The following is a 21,263-nucleotide window of genomic DNA, read 5'->3' as shown; positions in this document are numbered from 1 at the left end:
AAAGGTATGGCACTATTACCAGAAGTCAAGAAACACTATGGACATTTGAAACTGCTCATCGACGGCCACTGGGTGGAATCCAAATCCAACAAGATCGATCAGGTTACCAACCCGGCGACCGGAGAGGAGATCGCCACCTTTCCTACGGCCACTCGGGCCGAAGCCCGCGCCGCAGTGGAAGCGGCCCAGCGGGCGTACAAGGCTATGGGGAAGATTGCCTTGCGCGAGCGCGCCCGGAAGCTCTTTGACATGCGCCAGCGCTTTGAGGAGCATGTCGACGAACTGTGCCGGGTCCTGACCCAAGACCACGGTCGCACCATCAAGGAGTCTCAGGGCTCGGTGCGCCGCTGCATCGAGAATATCGAATCGGCCTGCTCGGCCGCTTACGGCCTGGCGGCGCGCAACGAGCATATCGACAACCTGGCGACGGGCATCGATATGTGGCTGACCTGGGAGCCCCTGGGTGTGTTTCTTATTGTCACGCCGGGGAACATCCCCATGCATGCCTGGAGTTCCTTCGTTCCTTACGCCCTGGCAGCGGGCTGCACGGTGGTCGTCAGTCCCAGCCGCCAGGACCCGGTGGCCGCCGAGACCATCAGCCGGGTGGCTTTGGAGGCCGGCTTCCCACCCGGGGCGATCAACGTGATTCACGGCGGCCGGGAAATCAACACCTATATTCTCGAACAGCCGGAAGTGCAGGGGATCGGGTTCATCGGTTCCACATCCGCAGGCCTCGAACTCTTCGAGCTGTGCGGCAAACTGGGGAAGACGAGTTCCCTGAACGGGAATGGCAAGAACACGGTGGTAATCATGCCCGATGCTGATCTGGCAACCTTCCCCACCTATTTGCGTCAGGGATGTTTTGGCATGACCGGGCAGCGTTGCCTCGGTTCGGACAACGTGGTGATCATCGGCAATCGGTATGATGAATTCAAGGAGGCCTTCGTGGCCAATGCCAAGGCGATGAAGCTGGGCTATGGCCTGGATGAAACGGTGACCATGGGGCCCTATACGACCCGCGAGGGACGGGACAAAGTGGCCGCCTGGATCGAGAAGGGTTTGGCGGAGGGGGCGAAGATGGTGCTTGACGGGCGCAGCATGCTTCCTCCCCAATACCCCGGTGGCACCTTCCTGGGGCCGACGATTCTCGAGGATACCCACATGGATATGGAGATTTGCCGAGTCGAAGCCTTCGGCGCGGTAGCCGCCCTGAGCCGGGCCGAGAACCTGGATCAGGTGATCGAGTGGATTAACACCAAGACCGACCTGGGGCACAGCGCCTGCATCATGACCGCCAGCGGCGCCGCGGCCCGTAAATTCACCCGGGAGGTGAACGTGGGCAATGTCGGTGTCAACGTCGCCGTTCCCCAGCCTTACGCGTTCTTTCCGCTGGGATCGAAGCGCAAGTCGTTCCTGGGCGCGGCCAAATCACGCATGGCCTCCATGCGTCTGTTCCTGGACGAAAAGACGGTTACCGCCCGCTGGGTGTAATGCAAAGGGTCAGTTGGAAGATAAAGTTTCAGGTTGCAGGATGCAAGATTCAAGTGAGGCAAACGATTCAGGGGTCGGGGGTCAGCAAAAGACATTTTCATGCTTCGTGGCGACCCAAAGGGCATGTGAATTGAAAAGAAAACAAGGAGCTCGCATTTAACGGGATTGTCAATTAATTCTGCGACCCTTAGTAAGAGGCTGTTGACACAATGAACCGCTATCCGAATTTATTTGAGCCAATCGCCATCGGCAAATGCGTGATCAAGAACCGTTTTGCCATGGCGCCGATGGGTCCGGCCGGGTTGTGCGACAGCGACGGCGCTTTCACCGAGCGTGGCATCAACTACTATGTCGAACGCGCCAAAGGTGGCGTCGGGTTGATTATTACCGGTATGAGTTTCGTGGAGAATGAAATCGAAAAGCATACCAGGGGCGCCATGGCCTGTCCGACGGCGAACCCCATGCTTTTCATCCGGATGGCCCGCACGTTGACCGAACGGGTCCATGCCTATGACGCCAGAATCTTCCTCCAGTTGTCGGCCGGGTTTGGCCGGGTGTCCACTCGGGTCAATCCCTGCGAAAAGCCCGTGGGTCCGTCCGCCATTCCCCATCGCTGGATTGGCGGGTTGATGTGCCGGGAACTGACGGTTGATGAAATCAAAACCATTATCCGAAAAACCGTTGAATCGGCCATGATCGCCCAGAAGGCCGGTTTTGACGGCATCGAGATTCACGCCCTGCACGAGGGGTATCTCCTCGACCAATTCGCCATGGCGCTCTTTAACCGCCGGACGGACGAGTACGGCGGATCGCTCCCGAACCGGATCCGTTTTGCCGTAGAGATCCTTCAGGGCATCAAGCAGGCCTGCGGGTCCGATTTCCCAGTATCCATGAGGTACAGCGCCAAGAGCTTCATCAAGGAACTGAAACAGGGCGTTGTTCCCGGCGAGGCCTTTGTCGAGCTGGGGCGCGATCTGCCGGAAGGACTGGAAGTTGCCAGGATGCTGGAGGAAGCCGGCTATGACGCCCTCGACGCCGATGTCGGCAGTTATGACTCCTGGTACTGGAGCCATCCTCCCATGTATCAGGAAAAGGGCGTCTCCCTGCCATTTAATGAAGCGCTCAAGAAAGTGGTCAACATTCCGGTCATTACGGCCGGAAGGATGGACAATCCAGACCTGGCCAGCGGGGCGGTTGCCGGGAAACAGACGGACATGATCGGTCTGGGCCGGCCCCTGCTGGCGGATCCATACCTCATAGACAAGATCCGTCTTGGAAAGACGGAAAAAATCCGTCCCTGTCTGTCCTGCCAGGAAGGTTGCCTGGGCCGGTTAAAGGCTTTTCTCACCATCTCCTGCGCCGTTAATCCGGCCACTGGCCGGGAAAGAGAGTATGCCCTTGTTCCCGCCACAAGGAAGAAGAAAGTGGTCGTTGTGGGCGGTGGTGTAGCCGGTTGCGAAGCGGCGCGTGTCCTCGCCGAACGGGGGCATGAAGTGGTGTTATATGAAAAGACCGGCCAACTGGGCGGCCATCTCATTCCCGGCGGCGCCCCCGATTTTAAGGAAGACGACCGGGCCTTGGTCGCCTGGTACAAACAGGAACTTTCGGCCCTTGGCGTCCCGATCCACTATCATGTTTCTGTTACAGCCGAGATCGTGCGGGCCGACCAGGCCGATGCCGTCCTTATCGCAACGGGATCAACGCCGAAAAGCATTTCCCTCGGCCGTCAAAAGAAGATTCATACCGCGGCCGATGTGCTCACGGGAGAGGCCGATTCAGGGAATTCCGCCGTCATTGTCGGCGGCGGCCTGGTCGGCTGTGAACTGGCCCTGATGCTCGCCAAACAGGGGAAAAAGGTAACGGTCGTGGAAGTTATGGACGATATTTTAAGCGTGGGCGGCCCTCTGTGTCCCGCCAATCGGGACATGTTAAAGGATCTCCTTCGTTTCCATGGCGTGGATGTGCGCACCAAGGCCAAAGCGGTGGAGGTTACCGAGAAAGGTCTGGTCATTACCGTGAGCGGCCGGGAAGAAGAATTTTCTGCCGACTCGGTGGTTATGGCCATAGGCTACGATTCGGATCGCCGCCTTTATGGCGAACTCCGGCACACCATCTCCGAGCTATATATCCTGGGCGATGCGCGCCGCGTCTCGAATATCATGTACGCTATCTGGGATGCCTTTGAAGTGGCGCGGAACATTTGATTAAGCCGATGCCAAGAGTCCTCGACGCAGGACCCGTTTACCGGGGCAAGGCCTCAGTCGCTTTGGCTTACGATGCCTGGGGAATCTGACCGCCCTTACCGCACCCTATGCAAAGCCGAAGGATACCCTTGATCCGCTTTGGGACCAATAGGCTTTATTATTAGAGAAATCTTTCCGAAAGTCTGCCACAAGTAATTGTGCAAATGAACATCTTTTTGTGCAAACTTTTATCCTGCCCGACAGCCTCTAAGTTGTAACTATTTTAAATAATTAACAATAATCCAATCGATCTTTGTGGTATGGGTTTTGCTTTCAAGGCTGACAGGACTTAATGAAAAGTATTGTCTGTAAGGCCCGGGCAACCTAAACCTGTTTTTAACCAGAGCCTTCTCCGGAATCTAAGGGTTACCAGGGCAGGGACCGTTTCGAGCGCTCGAATTTGGCTTATACTCAGGGAAAAGGAAGGAAAAAATGAAACTCACGCTTGGGAAAAAAATCGCCATTGGCTTTGGATTGGGAATTTCAGCCCTTATTTTAATCAGTTTTTTGGCTTATTCAGGAGCAGGGAGGATTCTGAATAACGCCAAAGGGGTCATGAAAAGTAAGGAAATCGAACGGATATTGACCCAGTCGGAACTGGATCATCTTATTTGGGGCCGGAAGGTCGCCAACGCCTTACTGGACACGGACTTCAAACCCCTTGCGGTCCAGTTTGACCCCCATCAATGCGCCTTTGGGAAATGGTTTTACGGGGAAGGACGCAAGGAGGCGGAACGCATCGGTCCCTATATCAGTAAGTTTCTGGCCGCTATGGAGGAACCCCACGCCCTTTTGCATCAATCGGCAGAACAGATAAATGCGTTTTTGATTAAAGGAGACCGGGAGGGGGCCAAGAAGGTCTACCTTCAAACTACCCGGCCGATTATTCGCCAGTTAATTGAAACCTTCGATACCATGCGGGCGGAAGTCAAAAAGAATGTCATAAGCGACCAGGTATTAGTCGATATCACCCATTCCAACCAAAAAATAGTCGGTTCCCTGGGTCTGATATTTTCTCTGGCCCTGATCGCCGTTGCCTTTTTCCTGGGCCGCAATATTATCTTGATGTTGAAGAAAATCATGTTCGGCCTGACCGATGCCTCTGATCAAACCGCTTCCGCTTCAGCCCAGGTTTCCTCCGCCAGCCAGTCTTTGGCTGAAGGGGCCTCCGAACAAGCCGCCGGTCTGGAGCAGATCTCTTCCTCCATGGAAGAGATGGCCTCCATGACCAGACAGAATGCCGAAAATGCCGATCAGGCCGATAAATTGATGATGGATACCGGTCAGGTGGTGGATGAAGCCAACAAAGCCATGAGGGAATTGACCGATTCCATGAAAGAGATAGCCGTGACCAGTGAGGAAACCGGCAAGATCATCAAGACCATCGATCAAATCGCCTTTCAAACCAACCTGCTGGCCTTGAATGCCGCGGTTGAAGCGGCCCGGGCCGGGGATGCCGGGGCCGGTTTTGCCGTGGTGGCTGATGAAGTAAGAAACCTGGCCATGCGGGCTGCGGAAGCGGCCAAAAATACGGCCGCTATAATCGAAGAAACGCTCAAAAAAGTAAAAGGCGGTTCGGATACCTTGATCAAAACAAATCAGGCTTTTGAGATGGTATCCGCCCGGTCCAGGAAAGTCGCTAAGTTGGTGGATGAGATTTCCGCTGCTTCCAAAGAACAGGCCCAGGGAATCGAGCAGATCACCAAAGCCGTCTCCGAAATGGACCGGGTGGTTCAGATGAATGCTTCGAGTGCCGAAGAATCGGCTTCCGCTTCCGAGCAATTGAATACCCAGGCCGAACAGATGAAAGAATTTGTCGAGGACCTGGTCAGGGCCATCGGAAGGAACCACAATGGAAATAGAAAAGAGTGGGTGGCCGTTAAGCAACCCGTGTCATCGAATCCGGGAAAGCCCTTTGCCAAAACGAATCTCATGGGCAATGATAAAAAACCGGAGAGCATTTCTTTTAGAGAAATTGGGCCGGACCAGTTGATGTCTATGGAAGAAGGTGAATTTAATAATCAGAAGGGCGTCTTGTAAGGTAAGTCTGGAAAAGGATTTTTCCCTTTATAATGCAGGACCATCAAGGTGATGTCATCGGACTGGAGGGCTTCTCCGGAAAAAACCTTGACCTCTTGCATCAGCGTCGAGACCATTTCCTGGATGGGTTTTTGGACCGATCGGGACAGCTCCTGGTGCAACCGCTCTTCGGAAAACAATTCTTCCCTGGTATTCATAGCCTCAGTTACCCCGTCGGTGTACATAAACAGACATTCCCCGGCTTCCAGACGAAGACTCTCCACCCGATAGGACATATCCTCCATAACGCCCAGGACCAATCCGCCTGATTTCTGCAAATAGGATACCTGACCCCCCTTATGGATCAGCAGCGGCGGGTTATGTCCGGCGTTGGCGTAAAGGATCTCTCCGGTCTCGGTATCCAGGATGCCGCAAAAAACAGTGACGAACATGACGGCTTCATTGCCCGAGGCCAATTCATTATTTACCCGGGTCAGGATTTCCGCCGGGGAAATCCCGACCTTGGCCGTGGCCTTGATCAGGGTCTTGGTGACGGCCATAAACAGAGAAGCCGGGACCCCTTTGCCGGAAACGTCGGCGATGACAAAGCAGAGATGGGTGGGGTCGATCTGAAAGAAATCATAAAAGTCGCCGCCTACCTCCCGGGCCGGCTCGATGATGGCGAACAGATCGAACTCCGGACGGTCGGGAAAGGGGGGAAAGATCTTGGGGAGAATGCTCATCTGGATCTGATGGGCGATATTGAGTTCGCTCTCCATCCTTTCCTTGGCCGCTGTGGTCTCGGTGAGCCTCCGGATGTATTCTTTCAGGGATTTCTGCATGGCCATGAAGCCCTCGGTCATTCGCCCCACCTCATCGCCGGAGGTCACCAAGGGAAGGGGATTGTCCAGGTTCCCCCTGGCAATGTCTTCGGTGGCTTTGGCCATGGCCCTCAGTGGACGGGTAATAGTCCGGGAGATAAAGATCACGGCCAAGGAAAGAAGGGCCAATCCGGTGACGGACAGGACGATCATAATCCGGTACAGACGGTTGATATCGGCCGTCAGTTCGTCTATGGGGAAGAGGACCGCCAGGGACCAGCCGCTGGAAGGGATGGGGACGTAGGTCATCCAGCATTTTTGGGGGGAAACGAGATCCCGGAAGGGAAGGGAACCGGATTCCCCTCTAATCATTTTTCGGGCGATTTCCCGCAGCCGGGCATCACCCCGGGCTTCGGCCACCCCGAAAAGGGTCTCGTTCATGATCAACTCTTTGGAGGGATGGGTGACCAGGGTGCCGTTTTTGGAGATCAGAAATCCATAGCCGGTCTTAAGGATTTTGATGGACGAAACGATTTTCTGAAGGCCTTCCAGGGAGACATCAGCGGCCACGATACCCCGTAAACGTCTTTTCCCCCCGATCTTACCGTAGAAAGGCATGGAATAGGTGGCCATGACAATATTACCGCCCCCTTCGTCAAAATAAGGCTCACTCCACTGGGGGACCGAGAGTTCTTTGGGGATTTGATACCAGTCCCATTGAAGGTAGGAGTAGGATTCCTTAGCCAGGTCGGCAAATTCGATTTCCTTTCCCTGGCGATGGAAATAAGGGGCCAGAGTGGGCGTTTTTTTATCAAAGCCGTAAGGTTCAAAGGCCACGGCAGAACCGTAGATTTCCGGATTATGTTCCAGGGCGGTCCTGATCATGGTCAAAATTTCCTCTTTGGAACAAGGGGAAAGTTCCAGGCGATCGGCCAGACCCTGGGTGACTTTCTGGACGGCGGTGAGCACCGATTCTATGCGTATGGCATTCGTTATGACCAGATTACGGGCATCTTTCTCCTGATTGACCTGGATGATCTCCCGGGAATAGCGATAGGTGTAAGCCAGGAGGGTTGAGAAAATCAGGAGGCTGATGGCTAAAAAGAAAAGAGTCAGCTTAAAGGCGAGACTTCTATTTTTGAACATGATCGATCTGGTCGTGGTAAAAGGATGTAAAGGAAGGGACCTCTTTAATCAAACCGATTTTTTTGAGCTCCCCGGCGACCCGCTGAAAATCGCCTTCTTTGAGCCTTCCCAGGGATTCCTGGCCTTCCGGGATGACGATCAAATCCTTCATTCTGGCCAGCATCCATCGCTGGTGGACCCTGTTGGCCGGTATTCCGGCCAGGCGCATGTGCTTCAAGATGATATCCAGGGCCTCTTCGGGATGGTCAAAGGCGTAGAGCCAGCCTTCCAGGCTGGCCCGGACAAAGGTCCTGATCAATTCCGGATCTTTCTTGAGGGTCTCCTCGAGGCAATAGAGACCGTCTTCCGGAAAATTCAGTCCGTAATCGAAAAAGAAAAAAGTGCTCAATTCTTCGGGGTTCAAACCGGAATTGAGGAGGGTATGAAATTCATTGTACCACATGGCCGAGGCCACATCCACGCCGCCTTGCAGGAACAGATTGACGGAAAAGGATTGGGGGATGATTCTGACTTTAAGATTATATTTCTTAAAAAGGGCCCGGGGCTGGATTTGAAATTCATTGCGCCAGAGGCCGACTTTTTTTCCGTTCATGTCCTGGGGGGTCCTGATGCCGCTCCCTTTTTTGGCCACCAGCATCAGGGCCGATTTCTGCATGATCTGGGCAATATTGATCAGGTTAAGGCCGTGACCCCGTTTTTCGATGGCCGAGCACAGCCAGAGGCTCCCGAAGTCGGCCTTCTTTTGGCGGAGATGGTCAAGGGGTGAGCGGTGAGGGCCGCCGGGAATAATGGTCAGGTCGAGGCCGTGTTTTTTATAAAACTCTTTTTCGTAAGCCAGGTAATATCCGGCAAATTGGGCCTGGGGAGACCAATGGGGAATAAAGGCCGTTTTTTTTAGATAAGGCCTATCGGCGGCTAAAGCCGAGGGGGCAAATAAAAGCAGGAAAAGGAAGATAGAAAAAACTTTTTCTTTCATTTTGGATAGACCACAAAGGTCAGAATATTTTTGTTTCCTTCCCGCCGGTAGTGCACCTCATCCATCAGGATTTTCATCAGGTAGACCCCAAGCCCGCCGACCTTCCTTTCAGCCACATCCAGGGTCAGGTCCGGATCCTCCAGAGAAAGGGGATCAAAGGGAAGTCCTGTATCGATGGTTTCAATGATCAGACGTCCTCCTGGATCGGTCCGGCAAATCACCTCTACCTCCCCATCCTTTCCGGGATAGGCATAATGAAACACATTGACCAGGGCCTCTTCAAGGACCAATTCAATCTCATGGATTTTTTTATCGGAAAGGCCCTGTTGCCGGGCACATTGAGTAGCCAGGTGCAGGAAGGCCTGAAGACGTTCCAGCCTGGCCGGCAGGGCGATCTGGGATAGGATCGGCATCTTCGGTTAAATCCGGGACAGGGCCGTTTCCGGGGAATCGAATATTTTGAAGATGGAATAAAAACCGGAGATCTTGAAGACCTCTTCCACCGGGCCTTTAAGACCAGCAAAAAGGATCTCCCCTTGCCCGGCCTTCAATTTCTTGGCAATGATCAGCAGGGTTCTTAAGCCGGCGCTGCTGATATATTGGAGTCCGGACAAGTCCAGGAGAAGCCGCTTTTCTCCCCCGGAGACGGTTTCCAACAGGTCTTTTTCCAGCGCCGGTGCGGTCAGGGCGTCCACCCGCCCCTGGACCGAAACCACCAGAAGATTTTTTTCTTTTTTCTTTTCAATCTCCATAGCGATCCTTCTTTTTGAAAAAAGTTTTTCTTTTCTTGATTAAACCAAAGGACCCAAAAAAGCAACGACCTTTTGATCTACCGCTTCAAGTGACAAATGATTTTCAATAAAAGACAGTCCTGAAAAGAAGGCCGTCCTATTCCCATAGTTTTGTTGACCCCTCCATTTCTTTATACTATAGTTAAACCCGCCTCTACCAAGACCCAACAGAGGCTGCGGGCAGTTTAGAGTCAATTTTCATATTATTGGAAGAAAGGATTTGGTTTTGAAGCCGAATAGCCGAAGAGGAGTAAGACTGAACATCCCCGCCCAGCCGTCCTTTTTGCCCGTGGCTACGGCCTTCATAGAAAAGTCAGCCCTGGCCCTGGGATTGGAAGAGCGTGAGACCCTTTTATTGACCCTGGCAACGGAAGAACTGTTTCTTTACCTCTGTCAAACGGCTTCCGACCAGGCGCTGGAAATCCAGTGCTCCGGCGGCGGTTATTATGTGCAGGCCGAGTTCATTATCCTGGCGGAAAATCTTAGCCTGAGGGCCTTTAACCTGACTACCAAGATCACACCGGAAGAAGAAACCTCCCTGGATGATTTGGGACTGGTTTTGGCTTCCCGCTCAGTGGACCGGTTTCAGATTTGGGAGGAGAAGGGCCGGGGAATGCACGTAAACTTGATTAAGGAAAGGGCCTATCCTGCTGTCCAGCCCGAGGTCCCCCCTTCTGCCCGCCCCCTATTAGAATATTCCTTAAAAACACCCGACCGGGAGGAAGTAAAAACCTTGGCCCGCATGGCCCTGTTTTATTATCCCCCCCAGGTCCTGCCGGTGTTTTTCCCTTTTCCGGGCAAGGTGGCGGACATGGCCGCCGAGGGGGAATTTAAGGTCCTGGTCGCTTGCGATCCCCAGGGTCACCTGGGCGGTGGGATTTTATGGTACTGGCGGGGACCTAAGATCGTCGGGTGTTCCGGCCCTTATCTTTTCGATCAGCCCAAGGAATCTCCGATGGCTGAGGCTTTGCTTGAAGCGGTACTGGCGGATATCGCCCGGACTAAGGCCGTGGGATTACTCAGCCGTTACCCGACCCCTGAACTGCCATCAAGCTATTTTGAGTCTTTGGGCTCTTTTTCCTTTTTCCCTCCCCAGGGGCCGCCGGTAACCATTACGGCCTATTTTCGACAATTGCAGGAGGACACCGGAAGCCTGGTCTGGGCTCATCCTGAACTCGCCCCTTTTCTTAAGCAGGAATTTCAGAGAAGGACCCTGCCCAGAGAGATGCGGCCGGTCATCGATGATGGTGAGGCCAGAAACCCCTTTTCGGTCCTTTCTCCCAACTTTGATCGCGGGCGAAGCCTGGTGACTTTGCAGCCCATCCGTCCGGGTAGGGATGAAGAAGAAAATGTCGGCCGCCATCTTAAGCTTCTGCGGAAAGAAGGCTGGCGCAACATCTTTTTCGAAATGGATCTGGCCAAATCCTGGCAGGTGGAATTTGCCCCGGCCCTGTTTAAAAATAATTTACGTCCTTGTCTCCTTTTACCTTATGCCGGAGAAGGGGACCTGGTCATTTTTCAGGCTTCTGCCTGATAAGGAGGCCGCGAATCAATGAAAACATCGAATATTGAATATCGAATAACGAATATCGAAGGAAAAGAAAATTGCAGCGTTCAACGCAGAAGCATGACCCGAAAGCAGGAATCTTTTTTACTTCAGAATTCGAAATTCGGTGTTCGAAATTCGATATTCTCTTTTTCGTGTTATCTGAAGTGGGAACTGAACTGAACCGCCTATCATGAACGCCCCTTCCTTAGAAAGACTCGTCCCAGACTATATCAAACGGTTTGAGGCCTACATCCCCAGCAAGCCCGATGATGTGCTCCAGAGGCTTTACGGGTGTTCCCGCCTGTTTCGGCTGAACAATAATGAAAACCCCCTGGGCCCGCCGCCCAGGGCACAGGAGATCATCCGCCGCTTTCCGCCTCCCCGGGCCTCCATCTATCCCAGCGGGGACGCCTATCACCTTCGGGAAAGGCTGGCCGATACCTCCGGCCTTCATATCGATCAATTCCTGGTGGGCAACGGGGCCAATGAAGTGATCAGCTTTGTCATCAAGGCCTTCTGCCAGGAAGGGGACAATATCATCACGGCGGATAAAACCTTTGCCGTCTATGAGTGGGTGGCCGAGTTCTCTGGCTACGAGGCCCGGCTGGTGCCTCTTAAAGGTTTTGGTTTTGATGACGAGGGGATGTTAGACAGGATCGATGACCGGACCAAGATCCTTTTCGTCTGTAACCCCAACAACCCTACGGGCACTTACTGGGATAAGGATCGATTGACCCGATTTCTCGACCGCATCAACGGCCGCCAGATCGTGGTCGTCGATGAGGCCTATGCCGAATTCGTGGAACATGACAATTATCCGGACGGCATCGCCTTGATCCGGGACTATCCCAACCTGGTGGTCTTCCGGACCTTTTCCAAGATGTATGCCCTGGCCGGTTTGCGTATCGGCTACCTGGTGGGGGACCTGCCAGTGGTGGATATGATCCGCCGTACCTGCGTGGTCTATTCGGTCAACGGCCTGGCCCAGGAAGCGGCCCTGGCCGCCCTGTCGGATACCGAACATATCCAACGGACGCGGGAGCTGGTCAAGTCCGGTAAGGTTTTTTTGTCCAGGGAACTCGACCGGATGGGGCTGCCCTATATCAGCGGCGAAGGCAATTTTGTCATGATCCGATTGCCCATCAGCGACACTTTGGCCTACCGGAAACTCATGGCCCGGGGGGTGATGGTTCGGACCATGACCAGCTTTCGTTTCCCAAACTATATTCGAATCTCAATTTCCCCTCAGGAGGCCCTGGAAGCCCTGGTCGAAGCCCTGGGGGATATCTTAAAGGACCATGACGACCTTTAGCCCGGATTTGGCAAATTTTTCGGTTCGTTTTGATGCCCCGGGAAAGGTAACCGGGGCCGAAAAATATGCGGCCGATTATTATGGACCGGATCTGGTCTGGGCCGGGGTCAAACGGGCCGGGGCGGCCCATGCCCGCCTGAAGGGAATCGACTGCCGGGAAGCGGAAAAACTACCAGGAATATTGGGGATTCTGAGCCATAAGGACATCCGGGGCACCAACCGGCAGGGCATTATCCGGAGAGACCAGCCGGTCCTGGTGGACGACAAGGTCCGCTACCCCGGGGATGCCATTGCCCTGGTTTTGGCTGAAAACCGGGAGGCCCTGGGCCGGGCCCTGGGATTAATCCGGGTCCACCTGGAGCCGCTCCCCGGGGTCTTCGATCTGGAAGCTGCTCTGGCCGAAGACGCCCCTCTGATCCATGAACACCATCCCGAGGGAAATGTGCTCTTAAAAGGGCACCTGCTGCGCGGGGAGGTGCGGGAGGCTTTTCAACACTGCGCGGTGCTGGTGGAGTTTGTCTTTCAAACCCCCTATCAGGAACACGCCTATCTGGAAACAGAGGCCGGCTGGGCGCGAATGGAGCCGGACGGCTCTCTGACCCTGGTGGCCTCCACCCAGACCCCTTTCCGGGATTGTTTTGAAGTTGCCGAGGCCCTGGGGCTGGACCGGGAGACCATCCGGCTGAAAGTGCCGGCCTGCGGAGGGGCCTTCGGCGGCAAGGACGGTATTACGGTCCAGAGCCTCTTGGCCCTGGCAGCCCTCTACTGCCCCGGCCGGCCGGTGAAGATGTGGTGGGACCGGGAGGAAAGCTTTACAGTCAGTTGCAAGCGCCACCCCGCCCGGCTTTATTACCGTCTGGGGGCCGATTCGGAGGGCCGTTTCCAGGCCCTGGAAGCCCGACTGCATTACGATACCGGGCCTTACGACCACCTGGGCGGCGCGGTCATGACCCTGGGGCTGGAACATGCCGGCGGGCCTTACCGCCTGCCGAATATTGATCTTAAGGCCTGGGCGGTTTACACCAACAACCCCCTTAGCGGACCATTCCGAGGTTTCGGGGTCCCTCAGGTCAATGCCGCCCTGGAACAGACGATCGATCTCCTGGCCCGAAAGCTGAACCTTTCTCCACTCGAGATCAGGAAAAGAAATGCCGTCGTTGCCGGAGATCAAAATGCCATCGGAGTCCATTTAACCGCCTCGACCCATCTTCAGGAATGTTTGGCTGTCCTGGAGACCCATCCCCTTTGGACCGGAAAGGAGGCCTGGAAGGCTTCGGCCGGCCCTTTCAAGCGTCGGGGGGTGGGCCTGGCCTGCGTTATGCACGGCCAGGGATACGGGCCGGTCGTGCCCGATGTCGCTACGGCCAAAATTGAACTTACCGGCCCGGGATGCTTCCGCATCTACAGCGGGGTGGTGGATATGGGGCAGGGGAACAGCCACACCTATCTTCAAATAGCCGGCGAAATTTTAAACCAGCCCCAGTCGAGGCTGGAAATCGTCCGGCCCGATACCCGGGAAACCCTGCCCGGCGGCTCCGCCTCGGCCAGCCGGACGACCTACACCTTCGGACGGGCCTTGATCGAGGCCGCTCAAGAACTGAAACAAAAAATTCGGGAAAAAGGGGCCGAACTTTTTGGTGCCTGGGACCTGGAAGAAGTCATCCTGATGCCGTCTGTCGTCAGTCATGTCCCGACCGGATGGAAGATACCCTTGTCCCGGATCGCCGGGGAACTGGCACCGGAGGACTGCCTGGCAATTCATTCCTTCCAGGCCCCGATTGCCCTGGATCGGCCCTCCCCGGATCCTGCCCTGCAGTTGCACGGCCTGCCCCACCTGATTTTTTCCTACGGGGTCCATCTGGCGGCCGTCGAAGTGGACGAACTGACCGGGCTGGTTGAAGTGAAAAAGTATCTGGCTGTGAGCGACTGCGGCCGCATTATCAACCCCCGGATCTTTGAACAACAGATCCAGGGTGGAATCGCTCAGGGACTGGGGTATGCCTTGACCGAGGAATTCCGGGTGGAACAGGAGAAAGTCCTTACCCGGGACCTGGCGGCCTATATCCTTCCGACCGCGCTCGATCTGCCGGATATGGAATCGGTGCCGGTGGCCTCCTTCGAACCCAGCGGCCCCCTGGGCTTAAAGGGAGGAGGGGAAATCGCTGTGGATGGACCGTTGCCGGCCGTGGCCAATGCCCTGGCTGAGGCCTGCGGGATCAGGCTGTCGCAAAACCCCTTTACTCCGGAAAGGGTATTGAGGGCTTTGCGGGAACAAGGCGTATGAAAATCAGGCTTTCATTCAGGTTGAACGGCAACCCCATTGAATTAGAAACGGATGCCGAGCGGCGGGTGGTGGATCTGCTGCGCGAAGATTTTGGGTTTACCGGGACCAAGGAGGCCTGCGGGTCCGGGGAATGCGGGGCCTGCACCATCCTGGTGGAGGGAGAGAGCCGTCTGGCCTGCCTGATGCGGGTTGGTCAGCTTGAGGGACGAAGCGTTTTGACCATCGAAGGCCTGTCGGACGGTAAACACCTGCATCCGGTTCAGCAGGCTTTTGTAGAGGCCGGCGCCGTTCAATGCGGTTTCTGCACTCCCGGCCTGATCCTGGGAACGATCGATCTGCTTCGGCGTAATCCCCGGCCTGACCGGGAGGAGATTCGGGAGGGTCTGTCTGGAAACCTGTGCCGCTGTACCGGTTTTCAGAAGATTGTGGATGCCGTGGAAAAGGTCGTGTCTTCCCCGGCAGAAGGGAGTGATCCGTGCCCCGTTGGCTGATGCCCGAATCCCTGGAAGCGTTATGGCCCGCCCTGGAGGAACCGGATACCATGGTCTATGCCGGCGGAACGGATGTTTTGGTGAGACTCCGATCCGGTTCCGGACAACCGCAGCAGTTGATCTGCCTGGAACGTCTCCGCGAATTGCAGGGGATCGAGGACCATGGGGACCGGGTATTGATCAAGGCCGGAACCTCCCATGCCCGAATCTTAGACGACCCGATTATCCAGACCCGACTCCCGGTGCTGGCCCGGGCCGTGAAAAGTCTGGGGTCCCCCCCCATCCGGAATATGGGGACTATTGGCGGCAACATCTGCTCCGCCTCACCGGCCGGGGATACCCTGCCGCCCCTCTACGTGCTTCAGGCCGAAGTGGCGTTGCGCAGCCGGACCGCCGATCGACGGCTGCCCATAGGGGATTTTATCAAAGGGCCCGGCCAAACGGCCATTAGGCCCGACGAGATATTGACCGGGATCTGGATACCGAAAAACCCTGAATTTAATCGACAGCACTATGAAAAAGTCGGACAGCGGAAGGCCCTGGCCATTTCGATTGTCAGCCTGGCCGCCCTGATCGAGCTCACTCCGGCCGGGATGATAGAAGATATCCGGCTGGCTTGGGGAAGTGTGGGGCCCACAGTGGTGACCGCACCAGAGGTGGAGGCGGTTTTACGGGGCCGGCCTTTAAGGCTTGAGGTCTTGAAAGAAGCCGCGGAAGCAACCCGCCGGGCAGTGTCCCCCATCGATGATATCCGGGCCACTGCCGATTACCGAAGAGAAGTGGCCGGTAATCTGCTCTATCGTTTAAGCCTCCGGGTTGAAACTTCCCCGGAGATCCTGCCCAGGTAATCGTCGCGATATGACAACCGAACCACCACTCTGGACCCGGGAATTTATCTTTTTTAATATCGCGGTCTTCCTGGCCTTCATCAACATCGCCGTCTTTTTTTCCTTTGAGGAATACCTTCGGACCCTGCCCATCAACGGAAAGTGGTTGGGGCTGATCATCGGACTCTTCTCAGCCGTAGCCCTGGTCCTCCGCCCCTTCATCAGCCCTTTTTCCCATCCCGGCAATGCCCGCGGCTGGATCTCCTGGGGGACCCTGGGGGTTATGGCCGCCTTGGCCGCCTATGGCTGGGCTGACACCCTCCGGTCGATGATGCTGCTTCGACTGTTTCACGGGGCAGCCCATGTGGTCCTGGCCACGGCCCTGATGACGGTGATCGTTCAACGCATTCCGCCAGGGCGCAGCGGCCAGGCCTTCGGCCTTCTTTCCATTATCACCCTGCTGCCCTATGCCGTCATCCCGCCGGTTCTGAAAATCCTGATGGACCGGCTGGGCGGGTATCCCCAGGTCCTGACTTTTTTTGCCTTGACCATGATCCTGATCTTTCCACTGATTTTTATGAAGGGAGCGGCGAAAGGACCTGGTGCCGGGGAACAGGTCGGAAGGTTGTCCCGGACGGAGATCTACCGGAATCTCAGGGAAAGGCAAATTCTGTTGATTCTTGCGGCCATGTTGTTGTTTTACAGCGGATACGCCCTGGTCTTTTTCTTCCTGGCCGGTTATGCCCGGAAGTTAGGGGTAGCCAATCCCGGCCTGTTTTTTACCCTGTCCACCGTTGGGGAAATCGGGATCCGGCTGATCGCGGCCCGGCTTTTTGACCGGGTGAATAAGACGGTGGCCGCCGGCCTGACGCTTCTTTTTTTGTCTGCCGGCTACCTGTTCCTGGCCCGGGTGAAAGAGGCCTTCTGGTTTTTTACCCTGGGGGGGGTGTTGGGCCTGGGTTGGGGCGTTGTAATGCCGGTTTTAAATGCCCTGTTGTTTGACCGCTCCCGGCCGAAGCTGCGGGCCTTCAACACCAACCTGGGCCTGCAGATGTTTCAGGGGGGATTTTTCATCGGACCCCTGGCAGGGGCTCTGGTGCTGCACCGGGGAGGTTATGATATCCTTTATCTTTTTTGCGCCGGTCTGGCCCTGGCGGCCGGCGGAATGATTTTTCTGATTCCCGTCAGGAAGGCGGGATTTTAACCTTCAACCCTTAGCGGCTCCGGAACCCGAAATCAAGGCCCCTCTTCACTTTTTATAACTTCGGCAAAAGTTAGGGTCGAGAGGGGCAAGCCTTCCCCTCTGATTGTTTCATGATGCAGGGTATTATGAAAAGCCTGTCGCCTCATCTGCCGAGGCGAAGAAGAAACGAGTAAGGGCTACGACTGGATCTCTGCGGCCGGCGGGAAAAAAACGGAAAAGGTCGTTCCCCCGGAGTGGAGGCATTCTTCTTTTTGAGGGCAGGAACCGATTCGGCCGGGGCAGGGGTCTTCTTCTTTGGGTATGAAACCGCAGCGAGTGGAAGTCATGGTGATCTGAAACCCAAACCGCTCGGACAGGATCTTCATCCGCAACAGGTCGGCACCTTTGCCACCGGCATTAAAATCGTAAGGCCGTTTGGTAGAATAACTCATGGTCGCCCGGGCCGGAAAAAATCCTTCGAAGATCCTTCTCTGGTCCTCTTCGGTAATACCTACCCCATAATCGTGGATGGTAAATAAAGCCCCTTTCCCTTTCTTTTGAACGGCTATTTCGATCTTGCCCTCATCCGGGGTGTTCTCTACGGCATTCCGGATCAGGCCGTCTATTACCTTCCCGAGCACTTCCGGTGATAACAGAATAGGTGGAGCTGGAGAAAGGTTGCTGACGATCTCAATTTGCCGATGAGAAAAGCGGGGCCTTAAAGTCTCCAGCCTTTGGCCGACCCATTGCTCCAGATGGATCTCCTGGGCCGTCGCCTCTTTGGGCCCGAAGAGGAACTCAATTTTTTGTCTGATCCTTTCGGCCAAGGGTTCCTGGCCGGTCTCCAGTGCCACCAGGGTGGAAAGTTCGTCGGCGCATTCGTCTAACAGGATGGAAAGAAGACCATAGCTTTTCTGTTCTTTATCGGCGATGATGTCGTCCACCTCATATTGGATCTCTAAAATACGATCCAGATTCCGTTTGATTCTCTCAACGGCCGGTTTCCAGGTTTCTTCGGAAAGGGCGCCCAATTTCCTGATGAGCGCATTAAAAGACCCTGAAAGGATGGCTAAAGGCGTCTTCAGTTCGTGGGACAAATGATTGATCGCCTTATCCTTGGCCCGGTTGAGACTGGTTACCTCACGATAAGCTTTTTTAAGTTCTTCGGTGACCCGGGCATTTTCAATGGAAAGGACTACCGTACCGGCGATCATATTCAATAGTTCAATATCCGATTGGTCAAACGTCCCGGTTTTTTTATTGATGGCACATAAGGTCCCGATGATGCGGTCAACGCTTTTCAGAGGAACCAGGACCAAATTTTGGGTTTTATAACCCAGCCTTCTATCCCGCTCCTGATGGATTTCCCGGTCTTTGGAAAAATCGTTCAGTATCAAAGGCTCTCCGGACTGGATAACCCGCCCGGCTATCAATTCATCTATCGAGAACCGGACTTCTCCGGCCTTTTTTTCCATAGACATATCATCATAAGCGGCGCCGAGGATGAAAAGATCTCCTTTCAATTCATCATGCAGGATGACAATAGCCCCTTCGGTATTCAACAGGCCTTTTACTTCGCTATTAATATAATAAAGCAGATCTTCCAGGTCCGGATATTCCGGAAGGGCCATACTGATCTTGATCATGGCTTCATTGTTCCGGGCAATCTGCTTTTCCCGGGTAATATCCCGGATAATAACGATTTGTCCGGCTGGTTCTTCCGTGGAAACCGAAAAAACCGCTGCCCGGATGACCACATCCAGGACCCGGCCGTCCTTGGTCAACCTCTGGGTTTCGGAGCGAAGGATAATCCTTTCTTTCAAGAGTCTTTTTATACCCTCCTGGGTGGCTTGTTCCAAACCGGGGGGGACATAGGGGATGCGCTTCCCTTCCAGCTCTTCCAGGGTCCAGCCGAATATCTCCGTAAAGGCTGGATTCAGGTAATTTACCCGCCCATCCAGGGTGAAGACCACTACCGGGTAGGGTTCAAAATCCAGGAGGGCATTCATCCGCCTTTCCGTTCTTTTTAGGGCTTCTTCCGCCTTTTTTCGGTCGGTGATATCCTGCAGGGTTTCGATGGCCCCGATTATTTTCCCTTCCTCATCCAAAATGGGGGCCGCGGTAAAAAAAAGCCATTTGCCCCCTCCGGCCAGGTTGGGGAAATAATCCTCCACCTCGTAAGCCCCTTCGATAAGAGCGGATTTATTAACCTTTCCAGGGTATCTCTGGGCGATTTCCTCTTCGGAAGCGTTATTGACGATATAATCGGCCAGGATGGGTCTTTGGGTCGGATAAAAGGCCTTCCAATGATCTTGGGTTCCAATAAGCTCCTGGGCCGAAAGGCCGGTCATTTTTTCAAAGGCCCGGTTACAATGGGTAATCACATGCCGGGAATCGAAAACAAAGGCGGCTATGGAAAGGCCTTGAATGATCTGAGTAAGCTCTTTTTCCTTTTGGCTCAGGGCCGCTTCACATCGATCTCCTGGGTCGGTCATTTTCATTCGGTCCTTAAACTTTTTAATGGTACCTAACCCGGACAAGCCGGAACCAAAAAATTCGTAACAATTTAGCCCTTTGAAAAACTTGAAACTTTTGTTTGAAAATCCCGACTTTCGCACACGTCATTCCGGTGAACCCCGGATCAGGTCCGGGGCAGGCACCGGAATCCAGGTGTTATACTGCGACGAAAAGAACCTGGATTCCGGTTTTCATCGGAATGACGGAGAGGTTGTCGACGTTTTTTCAAAAAGCTAAACTGATACAAAAATTCTATCCATTTTGCGTTGAAATTTATTCCTAAGTTACTATTAAGCCCTCAAGCCCTTTGGGGTGCCGCAAAGGATGAAAATAGGTTCAAGGTTTTTCATGCTTGAAACTTGCATCTTGCAACTGAAATCCTATTTTCGAACTAAAAATATAATAATATAGGGTGATTAAAATCTCAAGTTGAATTTTAAACAAATTCGAAGGAAGTCCGGCTTAAAAAGAAAAGGCCGACTCGGTTAACGAGCCGGCCCTTGTGAGTGTGTTCATTTAATAGGCTGTTGATCCAAAGTTAATAGTTGTTATCCGATTCCCCGGTCATCCCTTCAAAACCGACGTAGCCGCAGCCACTTGGGTCAGAGGTTTAAAAAGTTTTCGCAAGGCGGTCTGGCGGGAAATCCCTCTCCCTTGGGCCGAAGCAAACTTGTAATACTTCTGCCGGTCATCCAGCACCAGGTAGACCACCCGGATATCATCCATATCGAGCAGGCTGGCCTTGGGAAACTTGGCCTTGACCTCATCCAATCGCTTCCGGGCCTTGGCCAAAATTTCCTCCCGGTCCCCGAAGTTCATGGTCCCGGTAGGGCAGGTTTTGACACAGGCCGGAAGAAGACCGTTTCGGACCCGATCGATACACATGGTGCATTTGGCCAGCCGTTTGGTCTTCTTGTCCATCCTGGGAATATTGTAGGGACAGGCGGTAATAACCTCCTGGCCCTTGAGCTTCTGGGTAAGGTCGGTAAAAAGGACCGCCCCGGTGGCCGCGTCTTTAATGATGGCCCCTTTGACCATGGTGTCAGCCGTTTCTTTGCAGGGCGGTTCCAGGCAATGGCGGCACTGTTCGGCAAAAAAATACCAGACCGGCTTTCCTCCCACCTCCTCTTCACTGAAGCGAACCAGTTTAAAGGTGGTTGGAGAAAGCTCGGGGGGGTTTTGGTGGTTCCCCCGGTTAATCGTCTTTTCGGTAGAAAGCTTATTCCACTGCTTGCAGGCCATTTGACAACCGCGGCAGGCCGTGCACCTGGAAGTATCTATAAAAAAAGATTTATCTGCCATGAAGGCTCACCTCCCCTTATGCTTTCCTGGCCTTTTTGGCCGGTGGTTTAGTCAATTTGCTCACATTGGCCATAAAGGCCTTGGTTTCCGGGATCATGGTGTTGGGGTCTCCAACCGTTGGGGTCAACAGGTTGGCGCTGTCCCCGCCATCCCGGGGATGAAGCCATCCAAAATGCCAGGGGAGCCCGATCTGATGAATGGTCTGCCCGGCCACCTGAAAGGGTTTAAAACGAGAAGTAACAATCGCCACGGCCTCCAGTTGGCCTCGAGGACTTGAGACCATAACCCTTTCCCCGTTTTTAATCCCCCGC

The 21,263-nt window shown here is 54.4% G+C and carries 16 protein-coding genes; 9 read left to right on the top strand and 7 right to left on the bottom strand.

From position 1 onward, the window contains the following. Positions 1-6 precede the first annotated feature (6 nt). From HY879_24955 to HY879_24945, 3 genes are all read left to right on the top strand, one after another. Entirely contained in the window at positions 7-1,491 is a 1,485-nt protein-coding gene (locus tag HY879_24955; protein ID MBI5606594.1) for an aldehyde dehydrogenase family protein, read from the top strand. A gap of 209 nt (positions 1,492-1,700) precedes the next feature. Further along, positions 1,701-3,695: an FAD-dependent oxidoreductase gene (locus HY879_24950; protein MBI5606593.1), complete on the top strand. Its 1,995-nt coding sequence runs from the start codon at positions 1,701-1,703 to the stop codon at positions 3,693-3,695. Positions 3,696-4,505: 810 nt separating this feature from the next. Further along, complete coding sequence (locus HY879_24945; GenBank protein ID MBI5606592.1) at positions 4,506-5,774, top strand: hypothetical protein; 1,269 nt, start codon at positions 4,506-4,508, stop codon at positions 5,772-5,774. Here HY879_24945 and HY879_24940 read toward each other — a convergent pair. From HY879_24940 to HY879_24925, 4 genes are read right to left on the bottom strand one after another with little or no spacing between them, the layout of a single operon-like run. Next, a complete protein-coding gene (locus HY879_24940; protein ID MBI5606591.1) occupies positions 5,756-7,720 on the bottom strand; it encodes a SpoIIE family protein phosphatase in 1,965 nt (654 codons plus the stop codon). The genes HY879_24945 and HY879_24940 overlap by 19 nt on opposite strands. Further along, positions 7,707-8,696 carry an ABC transporter substrate-binding protein gene (locus HY879_24935; GenBank protein ID MBI5606590.1) on the bottom strand — a complete coding sequence of 330 codons (990 nt, stop codon included), beginning with the start codon at positions 8,694-8,696 and terminating at the stop codon, positions 7,707-7,709. Before HY879_24935 ends, HY879_24940 begins: the two co-directional genes overlap by 14 nt. After that, positions 8,693-9,109 (bottom strand): ATP-binding protein, encoded by a 417-nt coding sequence (locus HY879_24930; GenBank protein MBI5606589.1) that lies wholly within the window; start codon positions 9,107-9,109, stop codon positions 8,693-8,695. The genes HY879_24935 and HY879_24930 overlap by 4 nt, the downstream gene beginning before the upstream one ends. A 6-nt stretch (positions 9,110-9,115) precedes the next feature. Then, entirely contained in the window at positions 9,116-9,448 is a 333-nt protein-coding gene (locus HY879_24925; GenBank protein ID MBI5606588.1) for an STAS domain-containing protein, read from the bottom strand. 265 nt (positions 9,449-9,713) lie between these two features. Here HY879_24925 and HY879_24920 point away from each other — a divergent pair, with 265 nt between their 5' ends. The 6 genes from HY879_24920 to HY879_24895 all read left to right on the top strand — a co-directional run bounded on the left by HY879_24920 (position 9,714) and on the right by HY879_24895 (position 17,154). Then, positions 9,714-11,021 carry a hypothetical protein gene (locus tag HY879_24920; protein MBI5606587.1) on the top strand — a complete coding sequence of 436 codons (1,308 nt, stop codon included), beginning with the start codon at positions 9,714-9,716 and terminating at the stop codon, positions 11,019-11,021. A 205-nt stretch (positions 11,022-11,226) separates the two neighbouring features. Then, a complete protein-coding gene (hisC, locus tag HY879_24915) occupies positions 11,227-12,348 on the top strand; it encodes a histidinol-phosphate transaminase (GenBank protein MBI5606586.1) in 1,122 nt (373 codons plus the stop codon). Beyond that, positions 12,335-14,632 carry a xanthine dehydrogenase family protein molybdopterin-binding subunit gene (locus HY879_24910; protein MBI5606585.1) on the top strand — a complete coding sequence of 766 codons (2,298 nt, stop codon included), beginning with the start codon at positions 12,335-12,337 and terminating at the stop codon, positions 14,630-14,632. Before hisC ends, HY879_24910 begins: the two co-directional genes overlap by 14 nt. Further along, on the top strand, positions 14,629-15,123 hold the full coding sequence (locus tag HY879_24905) for a (2Fe-2S)-binding protein (GenBank protein MBI5606584.1): 495 nt from the start codon (positions 14,629-14,631) through the stop codon (positions 15,121-15,123). Before HY879_24910 ends, HY879_24905 begins: the two co-directional genes overlap by 4 nt. Next, a complete protein-coding gene (locus tag HY879_24900) occupies positions 15,123-15,971 on the top strand; it encodes a xanthine dehydrogenase family protein subunit M (protein ID MBI5606583.1) in 849 nt (282 codons plus the stop codon). The genes HY879_24905 and HY879_24900 overlap by 1 nt, the downstream gene beginning before the upstream one ends. Before the next feature lie 10 nt (positions 15,972-15,981). Beyond that, the gene (locus tag HY879_24895; GenBank protein MBI5606582.1) at positions 15,982-17,154 is read left to right on the top strand and encodes an MFS transporter; all 1,173 of its coding nucleotides are present in this window, start codon (positions 15,982-15,984) and stop codon (positions 17,152-17,154) included. A 176-nt stretch (positions 17,155-17,330) separates the two neighbouring features. On the opposite strand, the gene HY879_24890 is transcribed toward HY879_24895, so the two are convergent. The 3 genes from HY879_24890 to HY879_24880 all read right to left on the bottom strand — a co-directional run. Beyond that, positions 17,331-19,628 (bottom strand): PAS domain S-box protein, encoded by a 2,298-nt coding sequence (locus tag HY879_24890; protein MBI5606581.1) that lies wholly within the window; start codon positions 19,626-19,628, stop codon positions 17,331-17,333. A gap of 586 nt (positions 19,629-20,214) precedes the next feature. Beyond that, positions 20,215-20,952: a formate dehydrogenase gene (locus HY879_24885; protein ID MBI5606580.1), complete on the bottom strand. Its 738-nt coding sequence runs from the start codon at positions 20,950-20,952 to the stop codon at positions 20,215-20,217. 16 nt (positions 20,953-20,968) lie between these two features. Further along, positions 20,969-21,263 (bottom strand): hypothetical protein (locus tag HY879_24880; GenBank protein MBI5606579.1); only part of this gene is annotated, 295 nt, incomplete at its 5' end.

The sequence above is a fragment of the Deltaproteobacteria bacterium genome (assembly GCA_016219225.1).
Taxonomy (GTDB): Bacteria; Desulfobacterota; RBG-13-43-22; order RBG-13-43-22; family RBG-13-43-22; genus RBG-13-43-22.
Note: the sequence above shows the minus strand (reverse complement) of the source record. Positions and strands in the feature narration are given on the sequence as shown.

Coding starts and splice junctions, on each gene's coding strand:
- HY879_24955 (MBI5606594.1), top strand. CDS start 7: ATGGCACTATTACCAGAAGTCAAGAAACACTATGGACATTTGAAACTG.
- HY879_24950 (MBI5606593.1), top strand. CDS start 1,701: ATGAACCGCTATCCGAATTTATTTGAGCCAATCGCCATCGGCAAATGC.
- HY879_24945 (MBI5606592.1), top strand. CDS start 4,506: ATGGAGGAACCCCACGCCCTTTTGCATCAATCGGCAGAACAGATAAAT.
- HY879_24940 (MBI5606591.1), bottom strand. CDS start 7,720: ATGTTCAAAAATAGAAGTCTCGCCTTTAAGCTGACTCTTTTCTTTTTA.
- HY879_24935 (MBI5606590.1), bottom strand. CDS start 8,696: ATGAAAGAAAAAGTTTTTTCTATCTTCCTTTTCCTGCTTTTATTTGCC.
- HY879_24930 (MBI5606589.1), bottom strand. CDS start 9,109: ATGCCGATCCTATCCCAGATCGCCCTGCCGGCCAGGCTGGAACGTCTT.
- HY879_24925 (MBI5606588.1), bottom strand. CDS start 9,448: ATGGAGATTGAAAAGAAAAAAGAAAAAAATCTTCTGGTGGTTTCGGTC.
- hisC (MBI5606586.1), top strand. CDS start 11,227: ATGAACGCCCCTTCCTTAGAAAGACTCGTCCCAGACTATATCAAACGG.
- HY879_24910 (MBI5606585.1), top strand. CDS start 12,335: ATGACGACCTTTAGCCCGGATTTGGCAAATTTTTCGGTTCGTTTTGAT.
- HY879_24905 (MBI5606584.1), top strand. CDS start 14,629: ATGAAAATCAGGCTTTCATTCAGGTTGAACGGCAACCCCATTGAATTA.
- HY879_24900 (MBI5606583.1), top strand. CDS start 15,123: ATGCCCGAATCCCTGGAAGCGTTATGGCCCGCCCTGGAGGAACCGGAT.
- HY879_24895 (MBI5606582.1), top strand. CDS start 15,982: ATGACAACCGAACCACCACTCTGGACCCGGGAATTTATCTTTTTTAAT.
- HY879_24890 (MBI5606581.1), bottom strand. CDS start 19,628: ATGACCGACCCAGGAGATCGATGTGAAGCGGCCCTGAGCCAAAAGGAA.
- HY879_24885 (MBI5606580.1), bottom strand. CDS start 20,952: ATGGCAGATAAATCTTTTTTTATAGATACTTCCAGGTGCACGGCCTGC.